Annotated in this window: 15 protein-coding genes; 7 read left to right on the top strand and 8 right to left on the bottom strand. The window is 55.5% G+C overall.

The window, feature by feature from the left end; all coding sequences use genetic code 11:
• Nucleotides 1-455 precede the first annotated feature (455 nt).
• Both LA04_RS00445 and mdtD read left to right on the top strand, forming a co-directional pair.
• Complete coding sequence (locus LA04_RS00445; RefSeq protein WP_047650048.1) at nt 456-1,163, top strand: FadR/GntR family transcriptional regulator; 708 nt, start codon at nt 456-458, stop codon at nt 1,161-1,163.
• Complete coding sequence (gene mdtD, locus LA04_RS00440; RefSeq protein ID WP_029741905.1) at nt 1,160-2,593, top strand: multidrug transporter subunit MdtD; 1,434 nt, start codon at nt 1,160-1,162, stop codon at nt 2,591-2,593. The genes LA04_RS00445 and mdtD overlap by 4 nt, the downstream gene beginning before the upstream one ends.
• Here mdtD and rbsR read toward each other — a convergent pair.
• The 7 genes from rbsR to kup form a co-directional block, all read right to left on the bottom strand.
• The gene (gene rbsR, locus LA04_RS00435) at nt 2,559-3,551 is read right to left on the bottom strand and encodes a ribose operon transcriptional repressor RbsR (RefSeq protein WP_028017751.1); all 993 of its coding nucleotides are present in this window, start codon (nt 3,549-3,551) and stop codon (nt 2,559-2,561) included. The two genes, mdtD and rbsR, sit on opposite strands and share 35 nt — an antisense overlap.
• A gap of 3 nt (nt 3,552-3,554) precedes the next feature.
• Nucleotides 3,555-4,484 (bottom strand): ribokinase, encoded by a 930-nt coding sequence (gene rbsK / locus LA04_RS00430; RefSeq protein WP_047650049.1) that lies wholly within the window; start codon nt 4,482-4,484, stop codon nt 3,555-3,557.
• A 106-nt stretch (nt 4,485-4,590) separates the two neighbouring features.
• Nucleotides 4,591-5,481, bottom strand: coding sequence for a ribose ABC transporter substrate-binding protein RbsB (gene rbsB, locus LA04_RS00425; protein ID WP_047650046.1), 891 nt, complete (start codon nt 5,479-5,481; stop codon nt 4,591-4,593).
• A 27-nt stretch (nt 5,482-5,508) separates the two neighbouring features.
• Nucleotides 5,509-6,474 (bottom strand): ribose ABC transporter permease, encoded by a 966-nt coding sequence (gene rbsC, locus LA04_RS00420; protein WP_006808742.1) that lies wholly within the window; start codon nt 6,472-6,474, stop codon nt 5,509-5,511.
• Between the two features lie 4 nt (nt 6,475-6,478).
• Nucleotides 6,479-7,984 carry a ribose ABC transporter ATP-binding protein RbsA gene (gene rbsA, locus LA04_RS00415; RefSeq protein WP_032662095.1) on the bottom strand — a complete coding sequence of 502 codons (1,506 nt, stop codon included), beginning with the start codon at nt 7,982-7,984 and terminating at the stop codon, nt 6,479-6,481.
• A 7-nt stretch (nt 7,985-7,991) separates the two neighbouring features.
• Nucleotides 7,992-8,411, bottom strand: a complete 420-nt coding sequence (rbsD, locus tag LA04_RS00410; protein WP_045631285.1) for a D-ribose pyranase — start codon at nt 8,409-8,411, stop codon at nt 7,992-7,994.
• A 197-nt stretch (nt 8,412-8,608) separates the two neighbouring features.
• Entirely contained in the window at nt 8,609-10,477 is a 1,869-nt protein-coding gene (gene kup, locus LA04_RS00405; RefSeq protein ID WP_023309781.1) for a low affinity potassium transporter Kup, read from the bottom strand.
• Between the two features lie 222 nt (nt 10,478-10,699).
• Here kup and ravA point away from each other — a divergent pair, with 222 nt between their 5' ends.
• Together ravA and viaA are read left to right on the top strand one after the other, a co-directional pair.
• A complete protein-coding gene (gene ravA, locus LA04_RS00400) occupies nt 10,700-12,196 on the top strand; it encodes an ATPase RavA (RefSeq protein ID WP_047650044.1) in 1,497 nt (498 codons plus the stop codon).
• On the top strand, nt 12,190-13,641 hold the full coding sequence (gene viaA, locus LA04_RS00395; RefSeq protein WP_047650042.1) for an ATPase RavA stimulator ViaA: 1,452 nt from the start codon (nt 12,190-12,192) through the stop codon (nt 13,639-13,641). Before ravA ends, viaA begins: the two co-directional genes overlap by 7 nt.
• Here the strand turns inward: viaA and asnA are convergent, their stop codons facing one another.
• Nucleotides 13,642-14,634: an aspartate--ammonia ligase gene (gene asnA / locus LA04_RS00390; RefSeq protein ID WP_045888253.1), complete on the bottom strand. Its 993-nt coding sequence runs from the start codon at nt 14,632-14,634 to the stop codon at nt 13,642-13,644. It abuts the gene before it with no gap.
• A gap of 151 nt (nt 14,635-14,785) precedes the next feature.
• On the opposite strand from asnA, the gene asnC reads away from it, so the two are divergent.
• The 3 genes from asnC to mnmG all read left to right on the top strand — a co-directional run bounded on the left by asnC (nt 14,786) and on the right by mnmG (nt 18,048).
• Nucleotides 14,786-15,244 carry a transcriptional regulator AsnC gene (gene asnC / locus LA04_RS00385; RefSeq protein ID WP_047650040.1) on the top strand — a complete coding sequence of 153 codons (459 nt, stop codon included), beginning with the start codon at nt 14,786-14,788 and terminating at the stop codon, nt 15,242-15,244.
• 90 nt (nt 15,245-15,334) lie between these two features.
• Nucleotides 15,335-15,784: an FMN-binding protein MioC gene (mioC, locus tag LA04_RS00380; protein WP_023309786.1), complete on the top strand. Its 450-nt coding sequence runs from the start codon at nt 15,335-15,337 to the stop codon at nt 15,782-15,784.
• Nucleotides 15,785-16,158: 374 nt separating this feature from the next.
• The gene (gene mnmG / locus LA04_RS00375; RefSeq protein WP_024907889.1) at nt 16,159-18,048 is read left to right on the top strand and encodes a tRNA uridine-5-carboxymethylaminomethyl(34) synthesis enzyme MnmG; all 1,890 of its coding nucleotides are present in this window, start codon (nt 16,159-16,161) and stop codon (nt 18,046-18,048) included.
• Nucleotides 18,049-18,078 lie beyond the last annotated feature (30 nt).

Here is an 18,078-nt window from a genome sequence, read left to right as displayed (position 1 = left end):
TAAGTTTGATGCTCGTGAATTAAACTTCGTAATGAATTACGTATGTTCACTCAGAGACTTGGTATTCATTTATTGTCCGAAGACATTAAGAATCCATGTCACTTTGAGTGCCCACACAGATTGTCTGATAAATTGTTAAAGAGCAGTGCCGCTTCGCTTTTCGCTGCGGCGCGGGGTGTGCATATTACGCTTTCCCGCTTCAGAGTCAAGTAATTAATTTCGCTTTTCTCTGCTGACCCGGCGGCGTGTGTGCCGTTGTTCCGTGTCAGTGGAGGCGCATTATAGGGAGTTATTCCGACGTGACAAGAGGAAATTTAAAAAAAGTTTCCATCCGCGTTTTTTTTCACCAATAGAGGTGAAATCAAGCTACAAATTGTTCTATTTGATGTATCTGCAACCACAATCACATTCGAGGTGGCATAATTATCAGCATGAATCTTTAAGGAATAAAAGCGATGCCATTAAGCGCACAACAGCTGGCCGCCCAAAAAAACCTGTCGTACGTGCTGGCAGAAAAGCTGGCTCAGCGGATTTTAGCGGGTAAATATGCCCCGGGTAGCATCCTGCCGGGAGAAATGGAGCTGGGTGAGCAGTTTGGGGTGAGCCGTACCGCCGTGCGCGAAGCGGTGAAAACCCTAACGGCAAAAGGTATGGTGCTTCCACGCCCTCGCATTGGCACACGCGTGATGCCACAGAGTAACTGGAATTTCCTCGATCAGGAGCTGCTCTCCTGGTGGATGACGGAAGATAACTTTCACCAGGTCGTCGATCACTTTCTGGTGATGCGCAGCAGCCTTGAACCTCAGGCATGTCTGCTTGCCGCCACGCTAGGAACTGCAGAGCAGAAAGCGCAGCTTAACGCATTGATGGAAGAGATGGTGTTCCTGAAAAAACACTTCAACCGCGAACGCTGGGTTGAGGTCGATATGGCCTGGCATGAACACATCTATATGATGAGCGCCAATCCGTTTCTCACCTCTTTTGCCTCTTTATTTCATTCGGTGTATCACACCTACTTTACCTCTATTACACAAAACGAAGTGGTAAAACTGGATTTGCACCAGGCGATTGTTGATGCCATCCAGGAAAGCGACGGGCAGCGAGCCCTGAGTGCGTGTCAGGCACTGCTGGCCGCGCCAACCCAACAGCAGGTAAACAAATGACAAACAAAAAAGCGCGCAGCATGGCCGGATTGCCGTGGATTGCAGCCATGGCGTTTTTTATGCAGGCACTGGATGCCACCATCCTCAACACAGCGCTTCCTGCTATTGCGCAAAGCCTTAACCGCTCCCCGCTGGCGATGCAGTCCGCTATCATCAGCTACACCCTGACAGTCGCAATGTTAATTCCGGTCAGCGGCTGGCTGGCCGACCGCTTTGGCACCCGCAGAGTTTTCATGCTGGCCGTAACGCTCTTTACGCTCGGATCGCTGGCCTGTGCGCTCTCCTCATCCTTAACGGAGCTGGTTATCTTCCGCGTATTGCAGGGCATTGGCGGCGCGATGATGATGCCGGTGGCGCGTCTTGCCTTGCTGCGAGCCTACCCCAGGAGCGAACTGCTTCCCGTACTCAACTTCGTCACCATGCCGGGCCTGGTTGGCCCGATTCTTGGCCCGGTACTCGGTGGCGTGTTTGTCACCTGGGCTAGCTGGCACTGGATCTTCCTGATTAATATTCCAATTGGCGTTGCGGGGCTACTGTATGCCCGCAAATATATGCCGAACTTCACCACGCCAAGGCGCAGCTTCGATATGGGCGGCTTTTTCCTGTTTGGCCTGAGCCTGGTGTTATTCTCCAGCGGGATGGAGCTGTTTGGCGAGAAGATCGTCGCGACGTGGTTAGCGCTCTCCGTCATCCTCGGCGGTATTCTGTTATTCCTTCTTTATATACGTCACGCGCGCCGTCATCCGACACCGCTGATCTCCCTGGGGCTCTTTAACACCCGAACGTTTTCCGTAGGGATTGCAGGGAACATTGCGTCTCGTCTGGGGACGGGTTGCGTACCGTTCCTGATGCCATTGATGCTGCAGGTGGGTTTCGGCTACCCGGCCCTGATTGCCGGGTGCATGATGGCGCCCACGGCAATGGGCTCGATTCTGGCAAAATCAACCGTGACACAGGTGCTGCGCTGGTTTGGCTATCGCAAAACGCTGGTTGGCGTGACGGTCTTTATCGGCCTGATGATTGCGCAGTTCTCGCTGCAATCCGCCGCGCTACCCGTCTGGATGCTGATCCTGCCGCTGTTTGTGTTGGGCATGGCGATGTCAACGCAGTTCACGTCGATGAACACCATCACCCTCGCCGACCTGACTGACGAGAACGCCAGCAGCGGCAACAGCGTGCTGGCCGTCACACAACAATTATCGATAAGTCTGGGCGTTGCCGTGAGTGCAGCGGTGCTGAGGTTTTATGAGGGTTTTGACAGCGCGAATACCGTTGAGCAGTTCCACTATACCTTTATTACCATGGGCGCACTTACCGTGGTATCGGCGCTGGTCTTTATGCTGTTAAAACCGAAAGACGGCCGAAACCTAATTAAAGAGCGTCACAAAGAGAAAGCTAAACCGAACCGCGTTCCATCAGAACAGGAGTAAGCTGCAGGCGTTGCTGTTGCAGCGTGGGCTGCGCCATACGATGGATCAACACATCGATGGCCAGCTCGCCCAGTTCATCTTTTGGCTGATGGATCGTGGTCAGCGGCGGCGTCATGTAGCTGGCCAGTTCGATATCGTCATAGCCAATCACCGCCATATCATCAGGCACGCGTAGCCCCGCCTGATATAACGCCTGATAGGCACCAAACGCCATGGCGTCGTTGCCGATAAACACCGCCTGCGGACGTTGAGGCTGCGCCAGCAGCGTCTGCATCGCTTCAAAACCACCGTGAAACTCAAAATCACCGGTGATACGGTACCCTTCCGGCACGGAAAGGCCCGCCCGCGCCATGGCGGAGAGATACCCTTCCAGACGCAAACGCGCCGGGGTTTTATCCAGCGGACCGGTAATACAGGCGATGCGGGTATAGCCTTTATCAATCAGATACTGAGTCGCCATATCGCCGCCCAGCAGGGAGTTATCCTGAATGAGATCGCTGGTTCCGTCGAACGGCGCCCAGTCCATCATCACGGTGGGAATCGAAGGATAGCGCTGGATAATCTCTTTCGAGGGCTGGTGCGTTTCGGTGCAGAGCAGCAATAGCCCGTCGACGCGTTTTTGCATCAGCGTTTCCAGGTTACGATTCATGCGCTGCTCGTCACCCTCGGTATTACACAGCACCAGGCTGTAGCCACGCTCGAAGCAGCTGCGCTCCACGCCGCGAACCAGTTCTGAATAAAAGGGGTTGGTACTGGCGGTGATCAGCATACCGATGGTGCGCGTCTGGTTGAGCTTAAGGCTGCGCGCCAGCGCAGACGGCGCATAGTTGAGTTCTTTTACCGCAGCTTCGACTTTCTCCCGAATCGCCTCGCTGACGAAGCGATCGTTGTTTATAACGTGGGAGACCGTCGAGGTAGAAACACCCGCCATGCGGGCGACATCTTTCATTGTGGCCAAGCGTTACCCCTGCTGACTTAAGAATTCATCTATCTCTTTACGCCACGGAACGGAAGGCTGGGCGCCTTTGCGCGTCACCGCAATCGCGGCAGCAGCGTGTGCGAAGCGAATAGCGTCATCCATTCTCTTGCCTTCCAGCAGCGCGGTGACCAGTGCACCGTTGAAGGTATCTCCCGCTGCGATGGTATCAATCGCTTTGACCTTAAAGCCCGGCACGCGACGGCCTTCGCCATTGACGCTTGCCCACACCCCACGGCTGCCAAGGGTGATAATCACGGTACCGATGCCCTTATCATGCAGTGCACGCGCGGCTCGCGAAGCATCGTCATCATTTTCTACGCGAATGCCCGTCAGCTTTTCGGCTTCGGTTTCGTTCGGCGTAATGATGTCCACCAGCGCCAGCAACTCGTCTGATAATACACGGGCCGGGGCCGGGTTAAGTACGACAGTGGTATGATTTTCATGCGCAATTTTCGCGGCGGCCAGCACGCTTTCAACCGGTGATTCCAGCTGCATGAGCAGGGCTTCGGCTCTGCCGATGATTGTACGTTGCGCTTCTACGCGCTCCGTCGTCAGCGCAGCGTTAGCGCCCGCATGAATACCGATGACATTCTCACCTTCAGCATTGACGAAAATCAGCGCCACGCCGGTCGATTCCCCTGCAACAACGCTGACCGGTGCGATATCAATATTGTCGCTCGCCAGCTGCTTACGTACGCGCTCGCCGGTATCGTCATCACCCGTGCAGGCGATAAACGCAATTTTCGCCCCGCTGCGACCCGCAGCGACGGCCTGGTTGGCACCTTTACCGCCAAATGCCACCTGATACTGGTTACCCGTGACGGTTTCGCCCGGTGCAGGGAACGATTCAAGGTTAAGAATGTGATCGGCATTGATACTGCCAAGGACGACGAGGTTGCCTGCGGTTTTCATGGTTGGGTTGTCCATCTGAGAGCGCCACCGGTGTTACCCGGTGGCGTATGCCACACTTTTCTTTATTGGTGTCCCTCAGGCAGCCAGCGACTGCCTGATTCGCCTTTTACTGCTTGATGACCAGCTTCAGGTCAACTGGGTATTTGGCCTGAACTTTTTCGCCCTTCAGCACTTTATCGGCAGTTTCAACGCCAGTGGCGCCAATCTGCTCAGGCAGCTGAGCGATGGTCGCAGCCAGTTTGCCATCGTTTACCGCTTTTTCACTATCCGGCGTGCCGTCAAATCCGACAACCATCACATCAGATTTACCTGCGGTCTGCAGGGCACGCAGCGCGCCCAGCGCCATTTCGTCGTTCTGCGCGAATACCGCCTGCACGTCAGGGTGTGCGGTCAGCAGGTTCTGCATAACGTTCAGACCTTTAGTACGGTCGAAGTCGGCCGGCTGGCTCGCCAGCACGTTGAATTTGTGCGCAGCCACAGCCTGCTGGAAGCCTTCACCACGCTCGCGGGCTGCGGACGTACCGGCAATCCCCTGCAGTTCGATAACTTTCGCCCCTTCGCCGGCTTTCTTCGCGATGTAATCACCCGCGATTTTGCCGCCCAGCACGTTATCAGACGCAATGTGGCTAACAACTTCGCCTTTCGTTGCCTGGCGGTCCAGAGTGATCACCGGAATTTTCGCCTGGTTTGCCATTTTAACGGCGTTACCGACGGCGTCAGAATCGGTTGGGTTGATAAGCAGAATTTTGGTGCCACGAACGGTTAAGTCCTGAACGTTAGCCAGCTCTTTCGCCGGGTTGTTCTGTGAATCCAGTACCACCAGGTTGTAGCCCAGTTTGTCCGCTTCTTTCTGCGCACCGTCCTTCAGGGAGACGAAGAACGGGTTGTTCAGGGTAGAGACAACCAGCGCGATGGTATCTTTCGCCATGGCGTTAGCACTTACGGTTGCGCTCAGCGCGACAGCGGAAACCATGGTAGCCAGTTTTTTCATGTTCATATCTAAGATGTCCTGTAGTGTCGTCAGTTACTGTTTTTTGTTGTCTACCAGTACCGCCAGCAAAATCACCACTGCCTTAACGATCATCTGGTAATAGGAGGAAACACCTAACAAATTCAAACCATTATTCAGGAAACCGAGAATCAGTGCGCCGATCAATGTCCCAACAATGCGACCTTTACCGCCCGCAAGACTCGTACCGCCCAGAACCACTGCTGCGATAGCATCCAGCTCATACCCCGTACCTGCCGTCGGCTGCGCAGAAGAGAGGCGCGCCACTTCGATGATACCTGCCAGCGATGCCAGCAGACCACACAGGGAGTAAACGATAATTTTGACTTTATTAACGCTGATCCCGGACAGGCGCGTTGCCGCTTCGTTACCGCCCAGCGCATAAATATAACGGCCCAGACGGGTGTGGTGCAGCATGTACCACGCCGCCAGGAAGACGATAGCCATTATCCAGACCGGAGTCGGAACACCCAGCGGGCGACCGATACCGAACCAGCCAAACAGATCCGCGTTATCGGTAAAGCCGGTATTAACCGGACTACCGTTGGTGTACACCATGGTCACACCGCGCAGCAGCAGCATCATTACCAGCGTGGCGATAAAGGCCTGAACGCGGCCTTTTGCCACAATCACGCCGGTTACGGCACCAATCGCCGCGCCTGCCGCCAGGGCAGCGGCCACGGCCACCAGCGCGTTGACTTCAATGCCGACAATCGAAGCGGCGATCGCGCCGGTGAGCGCCAGCAGGGAACCGACGGACAGATCGATACCCGAGGTCAAAATCACCAGCGTCATGCCGACCGCCATAATGGCGTTCACAGACGTCTGCTGCAGAATGTTGAACAGGTTATTAACGGTGAAAAAATTCGGGCTCATGGTCGACACAATCGCGATCAGCACCAGCAGGGCAATCAGCGATTTTTGTTCCATCAGCCATGCCTTTGTGAAATAGCGGCGACCAGAAACAGCCTGGGTAGTCATCTTCTTACTCCTGATTCACGCGATTAAGCTTGCCCACAGCGGCAGCCATCAGAACTTCCTGGGTGGCCTGCTCGCGAGTGAATTCACCGCCGAGATGCCCTTCATGCATGACGATAATGCGATCGCTCATGCCTAATACTTCTGGCATCTCGGAAGAGACCAGAATGATGCTCAGACCGTCGGCCTTGAACTGGTTAATCAGCTGATAAATCTCTTTCTTCGCGCCCACGTCTACGCCGCGGGTTGGCTCATCGAGAATCAGCACTTTCGGACGAGTCATCAGCCCGCGCGCAATCGCCACTTTCTGCTGATTACCGCCGGACAACAGGCCAATCGCCTGCTCCATCGACGGGGTTTTGACGTTAAAGAGACGGATAAAATCGCTGACCGCCTGCTGCTCATCTTTATGCTTCAGGCTACCGCCGCTATGACTGAAATAACGCAGCGCGGTCAGGGACATGTTCTCTTTAACCGACATCCCCAGCACCAGGCCGTCGCGTTTGCGGTCTTCGGAGATATAGACGATGCCGTTCGCCAGACCATCCTGCGGAGAGCGGGTGACCACTTCATGACCGTCAAGGGTGACATAACCGCTGGTGCGCGGCAGTGCGCCGTAGAGCACTTTCATCAGCTCGGTACGTCCCGCGCCCATCAGGCCCGCCACGCCCAGGATCTCGCCCTGGCGCAGGGTAAAGGTCACGTCGTTCACACCCGGACCGCAGAGGTTGTCCACCTTCAGGCGGATCTCACCCGGCGCTTTATCCAGATGCGGATACTGATCTTCGAGCTTGCGTCCCACCATCATTTCAATGAGCGTATCTTCGGTCAGCGTGGCGACTTCGCGCTCGGCAATAAACTGCCCGTCGCGGAAGACGGTGACGTCATCACAGATCTCGAAGATCTCTTTCATGCGGTGAGAGATATAGACAATCCCGCGCCCCTGCGACTTCAGCTCGCGGATAACGCGGAACAGGGATTCCGTTTCGGTATCGGTCAGGGCGTCGGTCGGTTCATCCATAATGATGACCTTCGACTCAAAGCTCAGCACCTTCGCGATTTCCACCATCTGCTGATCGCCAATGGACAGATCGCCCACCAGGCGGTCGCTCTTAAAGCGCAGGTTCAGCTTCGCCAGCAGCTTGTCCGCCTCGGCATACATGGTTTTCCAGTCGATTTTGCCGAACCGGTTAACAAACTCGCGGCCGAGGAAGATGTTTTCCGCAATGGTGAGCTGAGGAATGAGGTTCAGCTCCTGGTGAATAATGCCGATACCCGCTTCCTGAGAAGATTTCGGGCCAGTGAAGGTGGTCTCTTTGCCCAGCCAGACGAGTGAACCGGCATCGCGTTGATAGATACCGGTCAGCACTTTCATCATGGTGGATTTGCCGGCACCGTTTTCCCCCACCAGCGCCATCACGCGCCCGGGGTAGACGTTCAGCGCCGCGCCGGAGAGGGCTTTTACGCCCGGGAACGACTTATCGATCCCTTTGAGTTGCAGTAATGCGTCCATGATGGCCTCAGAATGTGACGCCAGCACAGAGAATGATATTCGCATACGGGGAACACTCCCCGCTGCGAATCACCGCCTGACTGTCTGCGGTTTGTTGTTTGAACTGTTCATGCGTCGTGTAACGAATTTCTATGGTGTTTCCCTGGTGTTGTTGCAGTTGCTCAATATGGCTGAGCAACGTTTCGTGGAGTTGCGGATTATGTTGTTTGATTTCCGCCGCGAGAATGGCGGTCTCAACCTGCATCTCCGCCGTCACAACTTCCAGTACCTGCATAAACGAGGGTACACCCTGCGTTAACGCCATATCGATACGGGTTGTGCTGCGCGGAACCGGTAAGCCTGCATCGCAAACCACCAGCGTATCGGTATGCCCAAGACGGGAAATAACCGATGAGATTTCTGAGTTGAGTACCGTGCCTTTCTTCATTTTCTTGCTCCACTAGCGAAACGTTTCGCTAAAAATAGTGTAGCGCCAGAAATGTTCAGAAAACCATCATGACGTAACAGATTTGTGATCGACGTCGAAACGTTTCGCTAAGTGAAATGCAGAGACAATTATTGTGGGTTGGCGAGGAGTTTGGTAGGCCGGGTAAGCGAAGCGCCACCCGGCATTTTCAGAAGGGATTAGATCTCGACCTGTGTTCCCAGCTCAATCACGCGGTTAGGCGGGATCTCAAACTGGTCAGGCGCGCGCAGGGCGTTGCGCTGCAGGATGAGGTATAGCTTGCCGCGCAGGCGCAGATACCACGGGCGTTTGCCGATGATCAGCGACTCGTGCGACATAAAGAACGACGTCTCCATCATCCGGCAGCTCAGCCCTTCCAGACCGCAGCGGTGGAACACCTCTTCCACGTTTGGCGTTTCACGCCAGCCGTAGCTCGCCACCACGCGCCAGAATGTCGGGGAGAGCTGCTCGATTTGCACACGACGCACGTTGTGAACGTAAGGCGCATCTTCGGTGCGCAGCGTCAGCAGGATCACGCGCTCGTGCAGCACTTTGTTGTGCTTGAGGTTATGCATCAGCGCGAACGGAATCACATTCAGCGCGCGAGACATATATACCGCAGTACCCGGCACGCGGACCGGCGGGGATTTCTCCAGCGAAGCGATCATCGCCTCCAGAGAATTGCCGTGCTCATGCATGCGGCGCAGCAGGCGGAAGCGCTCGCTTTTCCAGGTGGTCATGACAATGAACATCACCAGACCCAGCGTCAGCGGCAGCCAGCCACCGGAGACAATTTTATCGAGGTTCGCTGAGAACAGCGGCACGTCGATACACAGGAAGCCCACCAGAATCATCGCCACGAGGAATTTATTCCAGTGCCAGTTTCGGTAAGCCACCGTGGTGGAGAGAAGCGATGTCAGCACCATCGTACCGGTTACCGCAATACCGTACGCCGCAGCCAGGTTACTGGAGTGCTCGAAGCTGACGATAACAATAACAACCGCGAAATAGAGGAGCCAGTTAACGAACGGGATGTAGATCTGGCCCGACTCCATCTCTGAGGTATGGATGATGCGCATCGGTGACAGATACCCCAGACGCACGGCCTGGCGCGTCAGAGAGAACACGCCGGAAATCACCGCCTGGGAGGCAATGACGGTCGCCAGCGTCGCCAGGATCAGCATCGGCACCAGCGCCCAGTCGGGCGCCAGCAGGAAGAACGGGTTCTTGATCGCTTCCGGGTTTTTAAGCAGCAACGCGCCCTGACCGAAGTAGTTCAGCACCAGCGACGGCAGCACCACAATAAACCATGCCACGCGGATAGGCAGTTTCCCGAAGTGGCCCATGTCAGCATACAGCGCTTCCACACCGGTGATGGAGAGCACGACGGCCCCCAGCGCCACGAAGGAAACCACTTTGTATTCGAGGAAGAAATGCACCGCCCAGTAAGGGTTCAGCGCGTGCAGCACTTCCGGGTTCGCGATAATGCTGCGTAAACCAAGCGCCGCCAGGATCAGGAACCAGGCCAGCATAATCGGCGCGAACAGTTTGCCCACCAGCCCTGTACCGTGCTTCTGGATCATGAACAGCAGCGTCAGGACAATGATGGCCAATGGGACCACCCATGAATCGAGCTGGGGAGCGATAATCTCCAGCCCCTCTATCGCCGACAGCACCGAGATAGCCGGCGTTATCACCACTTCTCCGTAGAAGAAACTGCCGCCAATCAGGCCGATAATAACCAGCACGGAGGTCATCCTGGCCGAGGTATTGCGCCCGGCAAGAGACATCAGGGTCAGGATCCCGCCTTCACCCGCGTTGTCAGCGCGCATAACGAAGGAGAGATATTTAACGGAAACCACCAGGATCAGCAGCCAGAAGATGAGGGACAGGAAGCCAAATACGGCATCGCGCTCAACACCAAAGCCAAACTGGCCGGACAGACATTCACGAAGCGTATAAAGCGGGCTGGTGCCGATATCACCGTAGACAACCCCGATCGCCGCAAGCGTTATTGCGGGTAATGATTGCTTATTATCAGTGCTCATAGACTAGTCTTTTCGTTTAAATAACAAATGTGTTCCCGGTCCCTTGGCCCACAAAAAGCGCACAGTATGCACGATTCAATGCAAAATCGTACCCCTAAATGCAACCGCATTAATGTAGCGCAAAGAAAATTGCGCCGCACTTCAGTCTATTACCAGCCCTGACTGAAACGTCTATACTCGCTTCAATTGGCCGCCACGACGGCGAAAGGATGCAAAACTATTATGGCTCACTCACATTTATTAGCAGAAAGAATTTCCCGCCTCAGCAGCGCGCTGGAGAAAGGCCTTTTCGAGCGTAGCCACGCCATCCGCCTCTGTTTACTGGCGGCGTTGAGCGGTGAGAGCGTGTTTTTGCTGGGACCGCCGGGCATAGCCAAAAGCCTGATTGCCCGCAGGCTAAAATTTGCTTTTCAGAACGCCCGCGCCTTCGAATATCTCATGACCCGGTTTTCCACCCCAGAAGAAGTTTTTGGCCCGCTCTCCATCCAGGCATTGAAAGATGAGGGTCGCTATCAGCGTCTGACAGAAGGGTATCTTCCGGAGGCTGAGATTGTTTTTCTCGATGAGATCTGGAAAGCGGGGCCGGCTATTCTGAACACCCTGCTCACGGCGATAAACGAACGTCGGTTCCGTAACGGCGCCAGTGAGGAGAAAATCCCGATGCGCCTGCTGGTGGCCGCGTCAAACGAACTGCCTGAAGCCGACAGCAGTCTGGAAGCGCTGTATGACCGTATGCTGATCCGCCTGTGGCTGGACAAAGTACAGGATAAGTCCAACTTCCGCTCCATGCTGGTCAGCCAGCAGGATGAAAGTGAAAACCCGGTATCCGCTTCGCTGCAGGTGACGGATGATGAGTATCACCAGTGGCAGCAGGACATCGGCAAAATCAAACTGCCAGACGCCGTCTTCGAGCTGATCTATCTGCTGCGCCAGCAGCTTGATCTCATCCCTTCAGCGCCCTATGTCTCCGATCGCCGGTGGAAAAAAGCGATCCGCCTGCTGCAGGCGAGCGCCCTGTTCAGCGGCCGTGATGCCGTCGCGCCAATCGATCTGATCCTGCTGAAAGACTGCCTCTGGCACGATGCAGAAGGTATGAACCTGATGCAGCAGCAGCTTGACGTTTTGATGACCGGACACGCCTGGGGGCAGCAGGCGATGCTCAACCAGCTGGGGGCGATTGCCCAGCGGCGCATCCAGCTTCAGCAGCAGCAAAGCGATAAAACCGCGCTGAAAGTAAATCGCCTTGGGGGCATGTTCGCCCGCAAACCGCACTACGAGCTTCCCGCGGATCTGACCGCAGCAACGCTAACGTTGCTGCTCCAGCAGCCGCTTAAACTGCATGATATGCAGGTGGTGCACATTACGATTGAGCGCGAGGCGCTGGCGCAGTGGCTGGATAAGGGCGGAGAGATCCGGGGAAAACTCAACGGCATTGGTTTCGCGCAGCCGCTGAATATGGAAGTGGACAGCAGCCAGCACCTGGTGATCCGCGACGTCAGCCTCCAGGGATCGCGTCTTGCTCTTCCGGGAACCGCTTCGGATAGCGTGCCGGAAGAGATTAAGCAGCAGCTGGAAGCGCTGGATACCGAATGGCATCAGCAGCACACCCGCTTTAGCGAGCAGCAAAAATGCCTCTTTATTCATAGCGACTGGTTAGGTCGCATCGAAGCCAGCCTGCAGGACGTCAGCGCGCAGATCAAACAGGCGCGTCAATGCTAACCCTGGATACGCTTAACGTCATGCTGGCGGTCAGCGAGGAGGGGTTGATCGAAGAAGTGGTCATTACCCTTCTGGCGTCGCCGCAGCTGGCGGCCTTCTTCGAAAAATTTCCGAAGCTTAAAAAGGCGATGACGGACGATCTGCCCCGCTGGCGAGAAAATTTGCGTCAGCGGTTCAGGGAGACCGAAGTTCCGCCTGAGTTAACGGAAGAGGTGGCCTGCTATCAGCAGTGCCAGCGGCTCTCCACGTCGCAGTTTATCGTCCAGCTCCCGCAAACCCTGACGTTGCTCGATAACGTCCACTCTCCGTTTGCCAGCCAGGCCCGGGTGCTGGTCACGGATAACGCCACCTTTACACCCGCACTGCATACCCTTTTCTTACAGCGCTGGCGCCTCAGCCTGGTGGTGCAGGCCACAACGCTGAACCAGCAGCTGCTGGATGAAGAGCGTGAACAGCTGCTGAGTGAAGTTCAGGAACGTATGACGCTGAGCGGCCAGCTAGAACAGGTGCTGGTGGAGAATGAAAATGCCGCCGGACGTCTGTGGGACATGAGCGCCGGTCAGCTCCGGCGCGGGGATTATCAGCTGATCGTCAAATACGGCGATTTTCTGGCGCAGCAGCCCGAGCTGATGAAGCTTGCAGAACAGCTGGGTCGCTCAAGGGAGGCAAAGTCGGTCCCAAAGAAAGATGCCCCGATGGAAACCTTCCGCACCCTGGTGCGCGAACCGGCTACCGTGCCGGAGCAGGTCGACGGGCTCCAGCAGAGCGATGACATTTTACGCCTGCTGCCAACGGAGCTGAGCACGCTGGGGATGACGGAGCTGGAGTATGAGTTCTATCGTCGGCTGGTGGAAAAACAGCTTCTCACCTACCGACTGCACGGCGAAGCCTGGCGCGAGAAAGTCAGCCAACGGCCGGTCGTCCATCAGGATTTTGATGAACAGCCGCGCGGGCCATTCATTGTTTGCGTGGATACGTCCGGTTCGATGGGCGGGTTTAACGAGCAGTGCGCGAAGGCGTTCTGTCTGGCACTGATGCGCGTGGCGCTCGCCGATCGCCGTCGCTGCTTTATCATGCTCTTCTCCAGCGAGGTGGTGGGCTATGAGCTGACGAACCAGCAGGGTATCGAGCAGGCAATCCGCTTCCTGAGCCAGCGCTTTCGCGGCGGCACGGATCTGGCCAGCTGCTTTCGCAGCATTGTGGAGCGTATGCAGGGCGGCGACTGGTACGACGCTGACGCGGTGGTGATTTCCGATTTTATTGCCCAGCGGCTGCCGGATGACGTGGTGAATAAGGTGAAGGAGTTACAGCGAGTGCATCAGCACCGTTTTCATGCGGTGGCGATGTCAGCCCATGGAAAACCCGGCATCATGCGCATCTTCGATCATATCTGGCGCTTTGATACCGGGTTGCGTAGCCGCCTGCTCAGACGCTGGCAGCGTTAATTACAGAAGAGAACCGACGCTTTCACGTACCTGCTGCGGCCAGACGCCACACTGAACCTGACCGATATGGGGTAATTGCAGCAGCAGCATGGTCAGACGGGACTGGCCGATACCACCGCCGATCGTCTGAGGCATTTCACCGCGCAGCAGCGCCTGGTGCCACTCGAGTTTGAGACGATCTTCATCGCCGGTGACCGCCAGCTGGCGCTTCAGCGCGTCAGCATCCACGCGGATCCCCATAGAAGAGAGCTCGAAGGCGTCTTCTAGTACCGGGTTCCACACCAGAATATCGCCGTTCAGCCCGGCAAATTCGCCTTCACCCGCAGTACTCCAGTCATCATAATCCGGCGCGCGAACGTCGTGGCGTTTGCCATCAGACAGTTTGCCGCCGATTCCGATCAGGAACACAGCGCCTAATTCTTTGGCGATCGCACGCTCGCGGCCTTTAGCATCGAGATCCGGGAAGCGGCTCAGCAGCGCCTGGCTGTGAACAAAGTGGATCGTATCCGGCAGGAACGGTGCCAGACCAAACTCTTTGCTTACGGCCGCTTCGGTTGCTTTGATCCCGGCGTAGATCGCCTCAACGGTGGATTTCAGCGTGCCGACGTGACGTTCACCATCCCCCATCACGCGCTCCCAGTCCCACTGGTCAACGTAAACGGAATGAATCGGTGAAAGGCGATCTTCATCGGGACGAAGGGCTTTCATGTGCGTGTAGAGCCCTTCGCCCGCGCTGAAGTCGTGTTGTCCCAGGGTTTGACGCTTCCACTTCGCCAGGGAATGAACCACTTCGAACTGAGCGTCTGGCAGTGTTTTCACTTTCACCTGTACCGCTTTTTCGCATCCAGAGAGGTTATCCTGCGTCCCGTCACCCACGCGGCTCAGAATCGGCGCCTGAACTTCAATAAGGCCAAGCTTCTCTTCCAGCTGGCGGGAAAAATGGGATTTTACGAAACTGATCTGGCGTTGTTTTGCGATGTAAGCGGTTTTCATTATTTATACTCCTGCGTCCTGTTGATATTGATTAAGCAACAGAAATGGCATCATATTCAATAACTCATCAACAAAAAGCCACCTTCACTTTTGATTCGATAAAATTAAACGCTAGAATAGAATGATTCATTAATCTTCATAAGAAAAAGCTATGGAAAATTATCAGATCGACAATCTCGACCGCGGCATTCTGGAGGCGTTAATGGCCAATGCCCGTACCGCCTACGCCGAACTGGCAAAACAGTTTAGCGTCAGCCCGGGAACCATTCACGTCCGCGTAGAAAAGATGAAGCAGGCGGGGATCATTACCGGCGCACGCATTGACGTCAGTCCTAAACATCTCGGTTACGACGTCTGCTGCTTCATCGGCATCATTCTTAAAAGCGCCAAAGACTACCCTTCCGCTCTGGCGAAGCTGAACGCGCTGGATGAAGTCACCGAGGCGTACTACACCACCGGGCACTACAGCATCTTTATTAAAGTTATGTGCCGATCCATCGACGCCCTCCAGCAGGTACTTATCAACAAGATCCAAACAATCGATGAAATTCAGTCCACCGAGACGCTGATCTCCCTGCAAAACCCGATCATGCGTACCATCCGCCCTTGATCGGGCAAATTCATTCCCACATTTTCCACAGGTAGATCCCAGCTCGTTCACAGCGTACAATGGCCGTCTCTTTATCTGGGCGAGCGATCAATGGCGGACATTACCCTTATCAGCGGCAGCACCCTTGGTGGTGCGGAATACGTAGCGGAACACCTGGCTGAAAAGCTGGAAGATGCGGGCTTTTCTACGGAAACCCTGCACGGTCCCTTGCTTGAAGATCTCCCGACTGACGGGGTCTGGCTGCTGATCACCTCCACGCACGGCGCGGGCGATCTGCCGGATAACCTGCAACCTTTATACGACGAACTGCTGGAACAGCAGCCCGACCTGTCAAACGTCCGTTTTGGCGCGGTGGGGATCGGCAGTCGTGAATATGACACCTTTTGCGGGGCAATAGAGAAAGTTGAAGCCGCTGTCACCTCCTGCGGAGCAAAACAGCTGGGTGAAACGCTCAAGATCAACATCCTCGATCATGACATTCCGGAGGATCCAGCCGAGATCTGGCTCGCGGAATGGAAAAATTTACTCAAAAACGATTAAAGATCGCGCGAACAGATGTGGATAACTCTGGTTAAAAGCTCGTATTAACCCGTAGTTATCCAAAGAACAACTGTTGTGTCGTTTTTGCCCTGTGTATAAAGTCGCGATCTGATCCCAGCTTATACTGTCCAGGATCACCGATCATTCACAGCAAACGATCCTTTCTAACTGCATGATCTTCTTTGTGAGATCGGACTTATCCACACAGGTTCGCGATCCTAATAAGAGATCACAATAGAACAGATCTCTAAATAAAAAGATCTTCTTTTTAATAGCCCAGGATCCCAATGCTTTCTCGAAAGACTAAAGTTGAGTAGAATCCACGGCCCGGGCTTCAATCCATTTTCATACCGCTTTACGCGAGGCAGACCACCATGTTTTATCAGGATCCTTTTGACGTCATCATCATTGGCGGGGGTCACGCAGGCACTGAGGCCGCAATGGCCGCAGCGCGTATGGGTCAGCAGACCCTGCTTTTGACACACAATATCGACACGCTGGGACAAATGTCCTGTAATCCGGCGATTGGCGGCATTGGGAAAGGACACCTGGTAAAAGAAGTGGATGCACTTGGCGGCCTGATGGCGAAAGCGATCGATCGGGCTGGCATCCAGTTTAGGATACTAAACGCGAGTAAAGGTCCCGCTGTGCGTGCGACCCGTGCTCAGGCAGACCGCGTGCTTTACCGTCAGGCAGTGCGTACCGCTCTGGAGAATCAGCCGAACCTGATGATCTTCCAGCAGGCGGTTGAAGATCTTATCGTTGAGAACGATCGCGTCGTGGGCGCCGTGACCCAGATGGGCCTCAAATTCCGCGCGAAAGCCGTGGTGCTGACCGTGGGCACCTTCCTTGACGGTAAAATTCATATCGGTCTGGATAACTACAGCGGTGGCCGTGCCGGCGATCCGCCGTCTATTCCACTGTCTCGCCGTCTGCGTGAACTGCCGCTGCGCGTTAGCCGCCTGAAAACCGGCACGCCGCCGCGTATTGATGCGCGCACCATTGATTTCAGCGTGCTGGCGCAACAGCACGGTGATAACCCCATGCCGGTGTTCTCGTTCATGGGCAATGCGGCTCAGCATCCGCAGCAGGTACCGTGCTACATCACGCATACCAACGAGAAAACTCATGATGTGATCCGCAACAACCTCGATCGCAGCCCCATGTATGCCGGCGTGATCGAAGGGATCGGTCCACGCTACTGCCCGTCGATCGAAGACAAAGTGATGCGCTTTGCCGATCGTAACCAGCACCAGATCTTCCTGGAGCCGGAAGGGCTGACCTCAAACGAAATTTACCCGAACGGCATCTCCACCAGCCTGCCGTTCGATGTGCAGATGCAAATTGTTCGCTCAATGCAGGGAATGGAAAATGCGAAAATCGTCCGCCCCGGCTACGCTATTGAGTACGATTTCTTCGATCCGCGCGACCTGAAGCCAACCCTGGAAAGCAAGTTCATCCACGGTCTGTTCTTCGCGGGGCAGATTAACGGCACCACCGGCTACGAAGAAGCGGCTGCACAGGGCCTGCTTGCCGGTCTGAACGCCGCGCGCTTCTCTGCTGAGAAAGAGGGCTGGGCACCAGGCCGTTCTCAGGCGTATCTGGGCGTGCTGGTTGACGATCTCTGCACGCTGGGTACCAAAGAGCCGTACCGTATGTTTACCTCTCGCGCGGAATATCGCCTGATGCTGCGTGAAGATAACGCCGACCTGCGTCTGACCGAAATGGGCCGCGAGCTGGGTCTGGTTGATGACGAACGCTGGGCGCGCTTCAACGAAAAGCTGGAGCGCATTGAACAGGAACGTCAGCGCCTGAAAACCACCTGGGTGAATCCGCAGGCGGAAACCGCTGCCGAAGTAAACGCTCACTTAACAGCGCCGCTGTCGCGCGAGGCCAGCGGTGAAGATTTACTGCGCCGTCCTGAAGTCACCTACGAGAACCTGGTCAAACTGACCGCGTTCGCGCCGGGCCTGGAAGACGCTGAAGCGGCAGAGCAGGTTGAGATCCAGGTGAAGTACGAAGGTTACATCGCGCGTCAGCAGGATGAGATCGAAAAACAGCAGCGTAACGAAAACACGCTGCTGCCGGAAATGCTGGACTACCGCCAGGTGACGGGCCTCTCCAACGAAGTGATCGCCAAGCTGAACGATCACAAACCGGTATCGATCGGCCAGGCATCCCGTATCTCCGGCGTCACGCCTGCGGCGATTTCCATTCTGCTGGTCTGGCTGAAAAAGCAGGGCATGCTGCGCCGCAGCGCGTAATTGACATTGCTTTTGGCGGGTGGCGCTTCG

The organism is Enterobacter sp. UCD-UG_FMILLET (assembly GCF_000762975.1).
Classification (GTDB): domain Bacteria; phylum Pseudomonadota; class Gammaproteobacteria; order Enterobacterales; family Enterobacteriaceae; genus Enterobacter; species Enterobacter dykesii.
This window is presented reverse-complemented; position numbering and strand designations above follow the sequence as displayed.

What these genes read in the sequence shown, in the direction of transcription:
- viaA (WP_047650042.1), top strand. Translation starts at nt 12,190, where the DNA reads ATGCTAACCCTGGATACGCTTAACGTCATGCTGGCGGTCAGCGAGGAG.
- rbsC (WP_006808742.1), bottom strand. Translation starts at nt 6,474, where the DNA reads ATGACTACCCAGGCTGTTTCTGGTCGCCGCTATTTCACAAAGGCATGG.
- asnC (WP_047650040.1), top strand. Translation starts at nt 14,786, where the DNA reads ATGGAAAATTATCAGATCGACAATCTCGACCGCGGCATTCTGGAGGCG.
- LA04_RS00445 (WP_047650048.1), top strand. Translation starts at nt 456, where the DNA reads ATGCCATTAAGCGCACAACAGCTGGCCGCCCAAAAAAACCTGTCGTAC.
- ravA (WP_047650044.1), top strand. Translation starts at nt 10,700, where the DNA reads ATGGCTCACTCACATTTATTAGCAGAAAGAATTTCCCGCCTCAGCAGC.
- mnmG (WP_024907889.1), top strand. Translation starts at nt 16,159, where the DNA reads ATGTTTTATCAGGATCCTTTTGACGTCATCATCATTGGCGGGGGTCAC.
- mdtD (WP_029741905.1), top strand. Translation starts at nt 1,160, where the DNA reads ATGACAAACAAAAAAGCGCGCAGCATGGCCGGATTGCCGTGGATTGCA.
- mioC (WP_023309786.1), top strand. Translation starts at nt 15,335, where the DNA reads ATGGCGGACATTACCCTTATCAGCGGCAGCACCCTTGGTGGTGCGGAA.
- rbsK (WP_047650049.1), bottom strand. Translation starts at nt 4,484, where the DNA reads ATGAAAACCGCAGGCAACCTCGTCGTCCTTGGCAGTATCAATGCCGAT.
- asnA (WP_045888253.1), bottom strand. Translation starts at nt 14,634, where the DNA reads ATGAAAACCGCTTACATCGCAAAACAACGCCAGATCAGTTTCGTAAAA.
- rbsB (WP_047650046.1), bottom strand. Translation starts at nt 5,481, where the DNA reads ATGAACATGAAAAAACTGGCTACCATGGTTTCCGCTGTCGCGCTGAGC.
- rbsD (WP_045631285.1), bottom strand. Translation starts at nt 8,411, where the DNA reads ATGAAGAAAGGCACGGTACTCAACTCAGAAATCTCATCGGTTATTTCC.
- rbsA (WP_032662095.1), bottom strand. Translation starts at nt 7,984, where the DNA reads ATGGACGCATTACTGCAACTCAAAGGGATCGATAAGTCGTTCCCGGGC.
- kup (WP_023309781.1), bottom strand. Translation starts at nt 10,477, where the DNA reads ATGAGCACTGATAATAAGCAATCATTACCCGCAATAACGCTTGCGGCG.